Consider the following 13816-nt stretch of genomic DNA (forward strand, 5'->3'; position numbering starts at 1 on the left):
GCTTACCTATTCACAATTACCCATGACCATCCTAACCACCGAAGAAAAGAAAACGGCCCCCATTCCCCCCGTGGAAACCGCCCCGGTTGAAGATCCAATCCCTACCACCATCGAAGTGGAAGAAATTCGCCAACTCCTGCCCCATCGTTATCCCTTCGCCTTGGTGGATCGCATTATTGAGTATATCCCCGGTAAACAAGCCATCGGGATTAAGAACGTTAGTATTAATGAACCTCACTTTCAAGGTCACTTCCCTGATCGTCCCATTATGCCCGGTGTGTTGATTGTGGAAGCAATGGCTCAGGTGGGGGGCGTAGTATTAACCCAACTGCCCAGTCATCCGGGGGGCTTATTTGTTTTTGCGGGGATGGATAAAGTCCGTTTTCGCCGTCCGGTGGTTCCCGGTGATCAATTAGTGATGACTGTGGAACTCTTGCGCGTCCGAGGGGGTCGTTTTGGGAAAATGTACGGTCGGGCTGAAGTAGAAGGTCAGCTTTGTGCGGAAGCCGAGATGATGTTCTCCTTGATTGATTAATGCCTTGATGAATGACCGAGGGGCGCAAGAATTCCTCAGTGTTCAGGTCAACCTCAAAAACCCGGTTTCTCAACCTCGTTTGACCCAAAAACCAAGATTTTTCCCAGAAACCGGGGCGTTGACCGCTCACTTGATACCAGTGGCAAGCATTGCGCCCCTACGGGATGGGGTTAAGGAAAATCCTTGGCGAGAAAATTTTCTCCCTTTCCCGCTTTTCTGACCCCGCTTATGTCAAGATGTCTTCATAATTTGTATAGTTTGTTATTTCTCCTTAATCCTTAATCATTGGTGACGTGAGATTGCCGGAGTTGTCCCGTTGAAAACACTAATTCATCCCACTGCTGTTATTCATCCCCAAGCAGAACTGCATCCTACCGTTCGAGTTGGTCCCTATGCCGTGATTGGGGAACAGGTGACGATTGGCGCACATACCCACATCGGCGCTCATGTGGTGATTGAAGGCCCCACCGACATCGGCGTAGATAATCGGATTTTTCCGGGAGCCGCCATCGGATTGGAACCCCAAGACTTAAAGTATAAGGGAGCCGCCAGTCGCGTGCGGATTGGCGACGGCAACCAAATCCGGGAATATGTCACGATTAATCGAGCCACCGAGGAGGGAGAAGAAACCCTCCTGGGCAATAATAATTTACTGATGGCCTATGTTCATGTTGCCCATAACTGTGTGTTGGGGGACAATATCGTGATTGCCAATGGGGTAGCCTTGGCGGGTCATGTGGAAATAGAGTCTCGTGTTGTGGTGGGGGGGGTGTTAGGCATCCATCAATTTGTGCATATTGGCCGATTGGCGATGTTGGGGGGGATGAGTCGAGTAGACCGGGATGTACCGCCCTATATGCTGATTGAGGGGAATCCTTCACGGGTGCGATCGCTTAATTTAATTGGTTTGAAACGAGCGGGCATGAACAAAGATGAGATTGCCCTACTCAAGAAAGCCTTCCGGGTGCTGTATCGTTCCTCCTTACCCTTGAGCGAAGCCCTTGAGCAACTAGATTTACTAGGGGATGACGAACATCTCCAACATTTACGGCGTTTTCTCCACCTCTCCACAGGTGCCAAGCGTCGAGGCCCCATTCCGGGGCGGTCTAAAGGTCGGCACTCTGTGGAGAGTGAATAGGAAAAAATGCGTATTTTTATTAGTACCGGGGAAGTCTCAGGGGACTTACAGGGGGCTTTATTAGTGGAAGCCCTGCATCAAGAAGCCCAGCGTCGCGGTTTGGATTTAGAAATTGTGGCCTTGGGAGGCGATCGCATGGCCGAAGCCGGAGCCCAGATTATCGCCAATACGGCTCAAATTGGGTCCATTGGGTTATTCGAGTCCATCCCCTTCGTTTTACCCACCTTACAGGCGCAAAAACGAGCCAGACAGGTCTTCCGAGAACAGCCCCCGGATGTGTTGGTTTTGATTGATTACCATGACCCTAACATTGCCCTTGCCCGTGTTGCCCGGAAACAACTGCCCCATCTACCGATTTTTTACTACATCGCCCCACAAAGTTGGGTCTGGGCGCCGACTCTCCGTTCTACCCAAGAAATTGTCACCTTAACGGATCGGATTTTGGCCATCTTTCCCCAAGAGGCCACCTTTTTCACAGAACAGGGGGCGAAGGTCCAATGGGTCGGACATCCCATTGTAGACCGGATGCAGCAAGCCCCCAGTCGAGAAGAAGCCCGCCAACGCTTTGGTTTTGAGCCAGAGCAAAAAGTGGTAACGCTCCTCCCAGCCTCCCGTTGGCAAGAAATCAAGTTTTTGCTCCCCCCCATGTTGGAGGCCGCCCAACAACTTCAGGAGAAGATCCCGAATCTGCAATTTTTACTTCCCCTTTCGTTGAATATTTATGAGGGCAAAATCGGCGAAATTTTGGCGAAATATGACCTAAATTTGAAAGTTTTGCAGAATGAGACGTTAGAGGCGATCGCCGCCTCCGATCTCGCCATTACTAAATCCGGTACCGTGAACTTAGAGATTGCCCTGCTCCAAGTTCCCCAAGTGGTGATTTATCGCCTGCATTGGTTTACGATGTGGTTGGCGCGAACCTTTTTCCGCTTTTCTATTCCCTTCATGTCCCCCATTAATTTGGTATTAATGCGGGAAATTGTGCCGGAATTACTGCAAGAAAAAGCCACCCCAGAGCGAATTGTTGAAGAGTCGTTAGATTTTTTACTCAACGACCAACGACGGGCTAAAGTGGTGCAAGACTATCAAGAAATGACCGCCGCCCTGGGAGACGTGGGGGCTTGTGAGCGGGCGGCTGAGAATATTTTAGGGCTTGCGGAATAAGTCCGAGAGTTGGGAGTCGGTGTAGGGGCGCAATGCTTGCGCCCTAGGGAGTCGGGAAAAGGCAATAGTCAAGAGTTTTGGCTATTCACTGGCCACTATTCCCCCGCTCCCCCTCCCCACCTCTCCCCGATACCCGATTACCGGATGTTTTCAAAAAGCCCTAAATGAACCAGAGATTATCGGCAGATTAACCACTTGCCAAACTGGGCATATAAGGCTGGAATTACTAATAAGGTCAAAGCCGTAGAGGTGAATAATCCTCCTAATACCACGATGGCGAGGGGTTGTAGAACTTCATTTCCGGCCCCCTGTGCGATCGCCAACGGTAACATTCCCAGAGCAGAAGTTAAAGCCGTCATCAGGATAGGATTTAACCGCTCTAGGGACCCTTGAGTAATAACCTCTTTTAACAGCATCCCTTGAGCAAACTTCTGGTTGTAGTTATCCACCAACAGCAAACCATTGCGGACAGCCACCCCAAACAGGGTAATAAACCCGATCAGAGAAGCAATGGAGATTACCCCCCCCGTTAAGAGAATCGAGACAATACCACCCACCAAGGCCAGGGGAAGATTGAGCATAATCGCCACAGTCGCCGGGAGAGACTTAACCGAGAAGAACATCAAAATGGCAATCATAATCGCGGCCAGGAGGCTATACCAGACCAGATTATTGGTGGCCTTTTGCTCCGCTTCAAACTGTCCGCCATATTGGATAAAGTAGCCATTGGGTAACTGGACATTTTGGCGGATAGCAGCTTGAATGTCACTCACCACACTGCCTAAGTCTCTTTCCGCAACGTTGGCTGATACGACAATTAAACGAGACACATTTTCCCGATTCACCACATTAGCCCCCATACCATATTCAACTCTAGCCACAGCACTGAGGGGAATAATTTGTCCGGTGGGGGTAGAGAGGGGAATCGCCCCAATGGCATCTAAATTATTGCGTGAGGCGATCGGCAAACCGACGATAATATTAATCAGTTGTTGATTTTCCGGGACTTGGGACACCACTTGACCATTGAGGGCGGTTGCCACGACTTCAGAAATGGCAGCCATAGTTAAACCATAACCAGCCGCCGCCGAGCGGTCATAATGAATTTGAACTTGGCGGATAGGTAATTGAGGTTCTAATTGTAAGTCTACGACTCCCGCAATGGGTTTGATGGCATCGCGGACTTGTTCCCCGACTTGACGCAACTGGACTAAATCGGGGCCAAAAATTTTGACAGCGATCGCACTTCTGACCCCCGATAAAACTTCATCCATGCGGTGAGAAATAAAACCGCCAATATTGGGAGCAACCCCCGGCAATTGCAGAAACTTCTCCCGCAGTTGCTGAACAGCAGCCTCTCGGTCTTCCAGGGCAACATCACTCAACTCTACATCCACATGAGCCATGTTCACCCCCGCCCCATCAGCATCCCCCGGAGCGCGTCCAGCGCGGACTTGTACCCATTCATAAAGGGGATTATCTTGTAGGGATTGAGCCAGAGCCATTCCCGCCCGATTGGTCATCTCCAAAGAGACACCAGGGAATAAAACCATAGAGTTGACCATGGATTTTTCCTGAAATTCCGGCAGGAAAACCCGTCCCAAGGAAGGCACAACGGCTAGAGTAGCCACTAAGGAGGCTAAGGCTAATCCTAAAATCAGTTGGGGAGTCCTCAGAGACAAATTGAGCAGAGGGCGATACCAACTTTCGGCCAAGCGTGAAATAAAAGTGCCTTCCTGGGGGAGTCTATGATGAGCCAATAAAATGGCACAGAGGGCGGGAGAAAGGGTCATGGCGACCAAAGTAGAGGCCGCAATGGAGAGCAAATAAGCCCAACCCATGGGGGCGAAAATTCGCCCTTCTACCCCCGTTAAACTAAAAATGGGGGCAAAGACGACGATGATAATAACCGTGGAAAAAATGACGGCTAAACGGACCTGAACCGAAGTGTCATAAACCACTTGAAAGGGGGGTTTTGGGGTTTCTTGGGTTTGATTCCGCCGTAAACCACGATAGCAGTTTTCCATATCCACAATGGCATCATCGACCACGGAGCCGATCGCCACCACTAGGCCGCCCAGGGTCATAGTATTGATCCCTAACCCCACAGCTTTCATCAACATTAAGCCAATCAGCAGAGACAAAGGAATAGCACTCAGGGTAATGATGGCCGTGCGCCAATTCATTAAAAAGAGCAACATAATCACCGAAACGATGATGATTCCTTGAATCAGGGAGCCGCTAACGTTGCCAATGGCAGAATCAATGAAGTTTGACTGACGGAAAGTGCGTTGAACTTCCACATCAGGGGGAAAGGTAGACTGTAGGGAGTTCATCACCGCTTCCACGGCTTGGGTGACGGTGGGGGTGTCTATATAGGGTTGTTTGTTAATCATCAACACCACCGCCGCCTGTCCGTTAAAGCTGGCATCTCCCCGTTTAAGTGCCGCTCCCGTTTTGACTTCAGCCACATCTTGCAGCAAAATCGGTTCACCGTATTGAACTTTCACCACCGACTGCTGCAAGTCTTCTAGGGTGTTAACCTGTCCGATGCCTCGGATGAGTAACTCTTGACCTCCACCTACGAGAAAACCCCCTGGGGCGTTGGAATTGGCTTCCCTTGCCGCTTCAGTTACTTCAGTAAGGGAGACTTGACGCGATCGCAACAGTTGCGGATCGACCAAAATCTGTTCTTCCCGTTCATCCCCCCCATAAATAGTCACCTGAGACACACCAGGAACCGAGAGAATCTGATTTCTGAGGGTAACATCCACCAAACGGCGTAAATCCATCAGAGACGTTTCTCCCTGACCATTCACCGTAAAGGCATATTGCAGAATCGTTCCCAAAGGAGAGACTAAGGGGGAAATTTCCGGCGGATGAATCCCTTGGGGAAGTTGACTCATCACCTGTTGCAGTCGTTCCGTTACAGCCTGCCGCGCTTGGTAAATATCAGCCTCCTGGTCAAAGACAACATGAACCATAGAGAGTCCCACCTTGGAGGAAGAACGCACCAGGGTAACACTGGGTAAGCCATTAACCGCACTTTCAATAGGAACCGTAATCTGAGCCTCTACTTCCTCGGGAGCCAAACCAACCGCCTCAGTTTGGATATCTACTTGAGGGGGAGCAAAGGGAGGGAAAACATCCAAGGGCATTTGCGTGATGCTCAAAAAGCCCCAGATGGTTATGACTATCGCCCCGATAACGATTAACCATCGTTGAGCAATGGAATTTTTTAGGGTCTGATTAAGGATGGTGTTAAACATCGACTAACAATAATCCTCCCTTATTTGTCGGAAAAGAGATTTTTGTTCCGACGACTCCCTGTCCAGAAGAAAATCCCACCGCAGAGGAGCAAAACTCCTCCCCCAACGGTAGCTAAAGTTCCCATCGGAAAGTTATTGCTTGTGGTTTCCGCCAGATTACCCTCAACATCCTGTTCCTGTGGGATACCTTGAGCTTCCGCTTGAGCATGAACTTCATCGGGGGGAGTGGTGGCGGTTTCTGGACTGGGTGCAGTTGCTGCTGTTTGGGTTTTGCGAGATTCAGCATAGAGGGACAAACTACCCTGGGTAACCAGTTGTTCCCCAACGGATAACCCTTCGGTTACTTCGACCCATTCCCCTTCTGCTGTTCCGATTTGCACGGGAACTGGCTCATAAAAATTACCATACAAGACAAAGGCTAACTGTTTCCCATCGGCATCGACTAGGGCGGTCATGGGAACAAGAACGCGGTAACTCCCATCCGCCGCCGGAGCAATGGGGGTAACATTAATCCCTAGGAGGGAATCGGTTTCTGGCTTGACAGGAACCCGATCAATGCCGCCTTCAGCCTGAAACTCATCCCCATGTCCTACATGGGCTAAGGTTAGGGTGGGTGTGCCGAAAATTAAGCTCAGAGCGAACATTGAGCCAATCATAGAAGTTGTGTTCATCAGACCTCCTCACAAAAAATGGGGTTTTATACCAAAGCCTCCCCAGTTTGCCAAAGAAAAGATGAAATCCAGGTGAAATCTCCCCCTTTTTCCTTCGCGGTCTGTTAACCTCGATCGCAGTCGTCTCCCCCTGGCAATTCTCACAATGCGAATCCTGTTAGTCGAAGATGAAGCGGAATTAGGATTGGCCATTAAGCAAGTTCTGGTCAATGAGAAATATATTGTCGATTGGGTAGCCGATGGGATTCAGGCTTGGCATTGTTTAGACAGTCAATGGACAGATTACACGGTGGCGATTATTGATTGGTTATTGCCTCGATTGTCGGGTTTGGAGTTATGCCAACGCATCCGCTCTCACCAGAACCCCCTACCGATTTTGATGTTAACGGCTCTGGGACAACCGGAAAATCGAATTACTGGACTTGATGCGGGGGCTGATGATTATTTAGTGAAGCCTTTTGTGATGGCGGAATTATTGGCTCGTTTACGCGCTCTCCAAAGGCGATCGCCCACCCTCCAACCCCAAACCCTGACTGTAGGCGCATTTATGCTAGATTACGCCAACAATACCATCTGTAATCGACTCACCCAACCCCCAAAAAACATTCCCTTAACGGTCAAGGAATTTCAGATTTTTGCTTATTTAATGCAAAATCCCGATCGCATTATTCCGGGGAGTAAAATCCGCTATCAACTGTGGGATTTAGAGGAGGAACCCATCAGTAATGTGGTGGCGGCGCAAATGCGCTTATTGCGGCGCAAATTAGCCAGTTATGACTGCGGGTGTCCCATTGAAACCATCCGAGGTCAGGGTTATCGTTTTAATACCTCCCCGCGATGAATAGCTATCAACTGTTTCGCCATAGCAGAATCCGTCTGGCGCTTTGGTATGCGTTAGTGATGGGTGGGATTTTGGGCTTATCGGGGTTTGGGGTGTATCGCTCTCTGATTCAGTCGAATTGGACAGCGATGGAACGGGAAATGGAATCAATCGCCGGGACACTTCATGATAGCTTAGAACCCATGCTCCCTCAATCGGGAGAGCCAACAGGTATCCTACGACAAATTTTTCCCGATTTATGCCTACAAGGACAACCTTGTAACCATCACCCCACCTTAATTCAGCGTCATACTATTGGCATTAGCGATCGCAGTACCTACTATATCCGGGTGTTCAATCATCGCGGTCAACTTTTAGCCTTTTCCCCAAATCACCCTCTCCCCTTACCCCAAACCCTAAACCCCACACCTTGGCAAACCTTTCGCAGTGCGAGAGGGACGCGCTACCATCAATTCACTACCATTCTCCACAGTGGCAAGGTTAATCCTCAAACGCCAATGCACTTAGATTCCTCTTGGGGATATATCCAAATTGGACGCACTTTAGCGACGTTTGATGCAGAAGTTAATCGAATGAGGTGGATTTTAGGTTTAGGGTTTCCCTTGGCGTTAGGTTTAGTCGTGGTGGCTGGTTGGTGGCTTTCTGGATTAGCGATGGGGCCTATTTACCAATCCTATCAACAGCAACAACAGTTTACCGCCAATGCTGCCCATGAACTGCGCTCTCCCCTCGCGACTCTTTTAGCAACTATTGAGGCTATTTTACGGGTTCCCCCATCAAATCCCCAGCAAATGCAGGCGATGCTACAAACCCTTGAACGACAGGGACGACGTTTAAGCCATTTAATTGCTGATTTACTGTTTCTTAGTACCTTGGAACATCAGTCTTCAAGCCAAGCCTTTGAACCCTGTTGTTTAAATGATTTAATTTATGATTTAACCGAGGAATATGCAGAATTTGCAACTTTGGCGAAAATTAATCTAATGCAAGAAGTTCCTGCTGAGGAAATTTATGTGTTAGGTAATGAATCTCAGCTTTATCGTTTGGTGTCGAATTTAATTGCTAATGCTATCCAGTATACCCTTAAATCTGGGGAAGTGGTTGTAAGTTTAATGGTACGCGATCGCACGGCTTTGATTACAGTCCAAGATACAGGAATTGGCATTGCTCCGGCTGAACAAACTCGAATTTTTGAGCGATTTTATCGGGTGGATAGCGATCGCTCTCGCCAAACTGGGGGAACGGGATTAGGACTAGCCATGGCACAGGCGATCGCCTATCGTCATCAAGCATCTCTGACGGTTAAAAGTGAACTAGGAAAAGGGAGTATATTCACCCTGCAATTCCCTTGTATCAACAAAACCCCATACAATATCGACAACTGTTTACGGTTCACTAATTATGGGTCAACGCTTAACCAGTTTGGATGTGCTGCGCGGGATGGCCATTGCCGGGATGATTCTTGCCAATAATCCCGGAAGTTGGTCATTTGTTTATCCTCCCCTCCTCCATGCGGAATGGCACGGTTTCACCCCCACCGATTGGGTGTTTCCGGCCTTTTTATTCATCTCTGGCACCGCAATGGCCTTTTCCTTCGCCAAGTATCAAAACCCCCCCAGCGAGATCCCCCCCTTCCAAAGGGGGGCTAGGGGGGATAATTCCCCACAATCTCCCACCTCGTCGGTTTACTGGCAACTGGGGCGGCGCTGCTTGGTTTTATTCCTGCTGGGCTTATTTCTCAACGGTTTAAGCATCTTTCTGACTGGATTTCCCAACTTTGATTTTAGTCAGATTCGGATTTTGGGCGTATTGCAACGGATTAGTCTAGCTTATTGGGTCGGTGCGATTGCCGTCTTAAACCTGAAACGCCGAGGACTCTGGATTTTCTCCGCCCTCGTCCTGTTAGGATATTGGGCAATCATGACCCTAATTCCCGTCCCCGGTTTCGGGGCGGGGGATCTCTCCCCAGAGGGCAACGTTGCGGCCTATATTGACCGTTTAATCCTCACCACAGACCATCTTTATCTACAGGGGCAATTTGACCCTGAAGGCCTTTTAAGCACCTTCCCGGCTGTGATAACCCTCATTCTGGGCTATTTAACCGGGGATTGGTTACGCCAACAAAAGCCCCCAGAAGATCCCCCCCAAATCCTCTCCACTGCCAGTTTAGGATTAGTGCAGTTTGGGTTAATGGGGATTGTCTCCGGGGCGCTGTGGGGGGTGCTATTCCCCATTAATAAGCAACTGTGGACGAGTTCCTATGTGTTGTATAGTGCCGGGTGGACGTTGTTGATTTTTGCCTTGTGTTACGAGTTGATTGAGGTGCGAAACATCCGGCGCTGGAGTTTCCCCTTTCAGGTGATGGGACTCAATGCGCTGTTTGTTTTTGTGGCCTCCGGGGTGATTGTGCGGATTCTCCACCGGACAAAGATCGGCACGGGGGATGATGCCGTGAGTACCTATGCTTGGCTATATAAGAATCTGTTTGAACCTTGGGCGGGATCTTGGAATGGGTCGCTATTTTTTGCGATCGCCAATCTCCTGATCTGGGGGTTGATTCTTTATCTGATGTACCGTCAACGCTGGTTTATTAAACTGTAGAGTTATTTAGGGCTTGCTGTTCGCGAAGCGTTGCGTAGCAATATAACTCTACTCTGGGTGGGGAACAGGGAACGGGGAACAGGAAGGGGAATCGGAAAAAGGCAAGCCTTTTTGATGATTTATCCCTAAAACCTTGCAGTTTCTCGCCCCTAAACAGCCCAAAGCCCTATTAACAGTGCTTAGAGCAGCAGACCCTATTTAGGGCTTGCTGAATAAGTCCGAGAGTTGGGGAATCGGGAGTCGGGAGTCGGGAATAGGCAATCGTGCCAGTTTTAGATGATCTGTTCCCTGTTAAGAGTTCCCTGTTCCCTTGTTGAGCCTAGCATCTGGTGTTATTCAGCAGACCCTATTTAGCACGCCCGAAGGATTGGTTAGGAAACCCGGTTTTTGGGTTACTTGTTGGGTTGCGCTGTCGCTTCACCCAACCTACGAATTACTTGTCACGGTTGGCTAGCGACCTATTCCCCTACCTCTGGGGCAAGGTGGGGAGGGCGGGATCTCTGCCTATCAAACGCACTAACTCACACTACGAGAGCGTAAAACTTTCTGCTGGAATAAACCTAATAACGCCTCCCATAAACCACTTAAAAAAGAAGGCTGTAGATATTTTTGTAACTCCTGATATCCTTGCAGTTCTGTCAGTTCTAAATCAGTAGCAATGGTAATCGCTTGTTGACAATACTCCCGCGCTTGTTCTAAGTGGCCGGTTTTTTGACTCAGGTAAGCTAGATTTTTCAGAACTTCGGCCTCCCAATGTCGGGTTTGGATGGCGCGGACGACTTTGAGGGCTTCTTGCAAGTATTCCCGCGCTGGGGGGTATTCTTGTAGGTGGAGATGGCTTTCTCCAAGGTGACAGAGGGTTTCGCCTTGGGCTAGGCGATCGCCTATTTCCTTGGCGACCTCTAAATATTGTTGCAGATGCTTAATCGCTTGGGTGTAGTTGCCCAATAAACAGTAAGTCCAGCCCATATTGCCCAAGGCGGCTCCGATGGCGGCTGTATCATGGGCTTCTCGGGCAATGTTTAACTGTTGTTGATAGAGGGACATAGCGCGGTCATAGTCCCCGGTGGCGTGGTAGGTGCGGCCTAAACTGCCCAGAGTTTGGCTTTCTAAGAGGCGATCGCCCATTTGTCGGCACAGACGCAGGGCTTTATGACCCACAGACAGCGCTTTGTGATGGTTTCCTAGCCCTAAATAAGCGTTGGCTAAGTAGTGTAAGGCGGCTCCTTTCCCTAACCAATCACTCAGCGCCTCAGTAATAACTAAATAGCGTTTTAAGTATTCAATCGCCGTCCCATAACGGCCGATGATAAAGTAGGCTTTCCCCACACTAATCAAGGTTTGACCTTCCCGCACCGGATCATCAAACAGTTGAGTCAACGGCAACAAGTCCTGATAACCGCGAATCGCCCGGTTCATATCCCCTAAGCGTTGACAAGCTTCCGCTAAGGTCATCATCCCTTGATGGAGTTGATGCCAACTTTCGAGCTTGAACATTTTCAGGGTTTCTGGGGGCAGGGGGAGGGATGTCTCCGATTTTCCGCCTTCGGGGTTTTCGTTTTTTTTCTGGAGGACGAGATATTGATCTAACAGGGATTGAACGGCGGGACGGCTTAATTTAACGTACTGTTGGAGATAATCCACCGATTGGCTGTAATCTTGCAGCAGAAAATAGGACTGTCCGAGATCAAAAAGGGTTGTCGCCAAGGCCATCGGGGCAATTTTACTCCCCGTGACGGTGAGATATTGCTGTAGATAGTCAATGGTAGCGGCGGGATCTCCTAGGGCAAAATAAGCGGTTCCTAAGTAAAACAAGGTCATCCCCCATTCTGGATTAGGAAGCTGTTCACTCTTAGGAAGGGGTTCAGTTCCATTTAAGGTGAGGTACTGTTGCAGGTAAGTAATCGCGGGTTCATAATCTTGGAGGAAGTAATGGGCTTTCCCCAAGGCGAAGAGGGTCGCACAGAGGTTACTAGGATTGTCTTGGGTTTCCACTAAGGAGAGATAGTGGCGTAAGTATTCAATGGCGGCCGAGTAGTTTTCTAGGGCATAGTGGGCGGTGCCGAGTTGTAGGTAGGGGATGGCTAAGTCTGGACTTTCGTTGTCCTGTGCAATCTGTTCTAGATATTGTTGCAGTATCTCGATGGTTTCGGGGTACTGTTGGAGTTCGTAGTGGGCTTCTCCTAGGCACAGCAGGGCTTTTTCTCGGCGCGGGGTGGGGGTTTGAGCGGTGACTTTCAGATATTGCTGGAAGTAGCGGATGGTGTTGGTATGGTCGCCGAGGGTATAGTAGGCGGTGCTGATATAAAACAGACTATTTTCTAGCTTGGAAACATCCCGAGACTGGACGGCCTGACTGAGATATTGGCGCAGGGCATCAATACTTTGAGGATAGTGACTCAGGGCATAATGGGCATGGCCGAGGAGGTAGAAGACCTGATGGGGCGGGGTTTGGTTAAGGAGAGGGACAAGTTCTAAATACTGTTCGAGGGCGTGAATGGTTTCGGGGTGGGCATTTTGGGCGTAGTAGGCGCGGCCGAGGGTTAGCCAAGCTTGGGCGTTCGCCTCGGGATTTTGGGGGGCGGCGTTATGATAGCGGGTGAGGTAGTCAATGGCTGGGGTGTATTGCTCAATGGCACTATAGGCCTGACCTAAATAATAGAGGGTTTCGAGGGCTTCTGGCTCGTCCCCTTGGACTCCGGCGAGGTATTTTGCAAATTGTGCGATCGCCTCCTCATACCGTTCACTCTGATAGTAGGCATAGGCCAAGCGATAGAGGGTTTTTTCCATCCCCTCGGGAACCACCTGCACTAAGGGCAAATCCAGACACTGTTCTAAAGCCCCAATTGTGTTTTCATAATCCCCCAAGGCATAGTAGGCATTCCCTAAATACAAATGAATCGTTGTTAAAGAGCTATCGGGAACATCAGCAACCGTCCCTAAATAGCGTTGAAAATAGGTGATCGATGGGTCATACTCTTGTAGAGCATAATAGGCTTGACCTAGCCCTTGTAAACAGACCTGATGCACCATTCCACCCTCATCTAAATGGTCTAAGACCCTTTGGTAAAGGTGAATCACTTCCGGTAAATAGCCCCCCATCAACAACAGACGATGTAACTCTTCCGGGCGCTCCTCTGTCTCCCGTAAAATCGGCCAAAAGAGAACCTCGCTGGCTTCTTCCCAAGCTTCCAACTCACAGAGATGATCAAACGCCTCTAAATAGCCTTCAACTTGAGTTAAGGGACTGTCACTTTCTATCGGTTGATGAAGTTGTAAATAATAAAACGCCCAACGAATATGAGCAATTTCCGTTAAATTTAAATCCTTGAGGATTTCATGGAGAGTCGGCGGGTTTTGGTCATGAAGCCCTGCATTTTCTCTCAAGCCGGCCCAATATTTTACACATTCAAAAAAGCGCAAAACTTGGGGGCGTTCTCTCTCTGAGGTAGACCCTTGATGACTGGTAGCTGTAGACCCATCCCTTGATTCAGAACTCGGTAAAATTAGCTGGCCAGAAGCGGAGTTATAACGCACTTTTAAGGCATCAGCTTCAGAAAGAATACGGAGTTGGATTTTGGGATTTGAGGCAGTCAC

General features: G+C 49.3%; 10 protein-coding genes. 7 read left to right on the top strand and 3 right to left on the bottom strand.

The annotated features are described in order from the left end of the window. Nucleotides 1-22 precede the first annotated feature (22 nt). From fabZ to lpxB, 4 genes are all read left to right on the top strand, one after another. A complete protein-coding gene (fabZ, locus tag SPI9445_RS0104610; protein ID WP_017303556.1) occupies nt 23-535 on the top strand; it encodes a 3-hydroxyacyl-ACP dehydratase FabZ in 513 nt (170 codons plus the stop codon). Next, entirely contained in the window at nt 528-755 is a 228-nt protein-coding gene (locus SPI9445_RS0104615) for a hypothetical protein (protein ID WP_017303557.1), read from the top strand. The genes fabZ and SPI9445_RS0104615 overlap by 8 nt, the downstream gene beginning before the upstream one ends. Nucleotides 756-851: 96 nt before the next feature. Continuing rightward, complete coding sequence (gene lpxA, locus SPI9445_RS0104620) at nt 852-1673, top strand: acyl-ACP--UDP-N-acetylglucosamine O-acyltransferase (RefSeq protein WP_017303558.1); 822 nt, start codon at nt 852-854, stop codon at nt 1671-1673. A gap of 6 nt (nt 1674-1679) precedes the next feature. Further along, a complete protein-coding gene (gene lpxB, locus SPI9445_RS0104625) occupies nt 1680-2837 on the top strand; it encodes a lipid-A-disaccharide synthase (RefSeq protein ID WP_017303559.1) in 1158 nt (385 codons plus the stop codon). 176 nt (nt 2838-3013) lie between these two features. Here the strand turns inward: lpxB and SPI9445_RS0104630 are convergent, their stop codons facing one another. Both SPI9445_RS0104630 and SPI9445_RS0104635 read right to left on the bottom strand, forming a co-directional pair. Beyond that, nucleotides 3014-6106 (bottom strand): CusA/CzcA family heavy metal efflux RND transporter, encoded by a 3093-nt coding sequence (locus tag SPI9445_RS0104630; protein WP_017303560.1) that lies wholly within the window; start codon nt 6104-6106, stop codon nt 3014-3016. A 20-nt stretch (nt 6107-6126) separates the two neighbouring features. Next, nucleotides 6127-6777: a permuted SH3 domain-containing protein gene (locus SPI9445_RS0104635; protein WP_006620884.1), complete on the bottom strand. Its 651-nt coding sequence runs from the start codon at nt 6775-6777 to the stop codon at nt 6127-6129. Between the two features lie 145 nt (nt 6778-6922). On the opposite strand from SPI9445_RS0104635, the gene rppA reads away from it, so the two are divergent. Genes rppA through SPI9445_RS0104650 form a run of 3 tightly spaced genes read left to right on the top strand, consistent with a single transcriptional unit; the run spans nt 6923 to nt 10219 of the window. Next, entirely contained in the window at nt 6923-7618 is a 696-nt protein-coding gene (gene rppA / locus SPI9445_RS0104640) for a two-component system response regulator RppA (protein WP_017303562.1), read from the top strand. Continuing rightward, nucleotides 7615-9090: a two-component system sensor histidine kinase RppB gene (rppB, locus tag SPI9445_RS0104645; RefSeq protein ID WP_017303563.1), complete on the top strand. Its 1476-nt coding sequence runs from the start codon at nt 7615-7617 to the stop codon at nt 9088-9090. The genes rppA and rppB overlap by 4 nt, the downstream gene beginning before the upstream one ends. Next, entirely contained in the window at nt 9020-10219 is a 1200-nt protein-coding gene (locus tag SPI9445_RS0104650) for an acyltransferase family protein (protein WP_033373960.1), read from the top strand. Before rppB ends, SPI9445_RS0104650 begins: the two co-directional genes overlap by 71 nt. Before the next feature lie 516 nt (nt 10220-10735). On the opposite strand, the gene SPI9445_RS0104655 is transcribed toward SPI9445_RS0104650, so the two are convergent. After that, a complete protein-coding gene (locus SPI9445_RS0104655) occupies nt 10736-13816 on the bottom strand; it encodes a tetratricopeptide repeat protein (protein WP_017303565.1) in 3081 nt (1026 codons plus the stop codon).

The sequence above is a fragment of the Spirulina subsalsa PCC 9445 genome (genome assembly GCF_000314005.1).
In the GTDB taxonomy this organism is placed as follows: domain Bacteria; phylum Cyanobacteriota; class Cyanobacteriia; order Cyanobacteriales; family Spirulinaceae; genus Spirulina_A; species Spirulina_A subsalsa.

Bases quoted from the DNA above. Each gene is read 5' to 3' on its own strand.
- fabZ (WP_017303556.1), top strand. From the start codon at position 23: ATGACCATCCTAACCACCGAAGAAAAGAAAACGGCCCCCATTCCCCCC.
- lpxB (WP_017303559.1), top strand. From the start codon at position 1,680: ATGCGTATTTTTATTAGTACCGGGGAAGTCTCAGGGGACTTACAGGGG.
- rppB (WP_017303563.1), top strand. From the start codon at position 7,615: ATGAATAGCTATCAACTGTTTCGCCATAGCAGAATCCGTCTGGCGCTT.
- SPI9445_RS0104650 (WP_033373960.1), top strand. From the start codon at position 9,020: ATGGGTCAACGCTTAACCAGTTTGGATGTGCTGCGCGGGATGGCCATT.
- SPI9445_RS0104630 (WP_017303560.1), bottom strand. From the start codon at position 6,106: ATGTTTAACACCATCCTTAATCAGACCCTAAAAAATTCCATTGCTCAA.
- rppA (WP_017303562.1), top strand. From the start codon at position 6,923: ATGCGAATCCTGTTAGTCGAAGATGAAGCGGAATTAGGATTGGCCATT.
- SPI9445_RS0104635 (WP_006620884.1), bottom strand. From the start codon at position 6,777: ATGAACACAACTTCTATGATTGGCTCAATGTTCGCTCTGAGCTTAATT.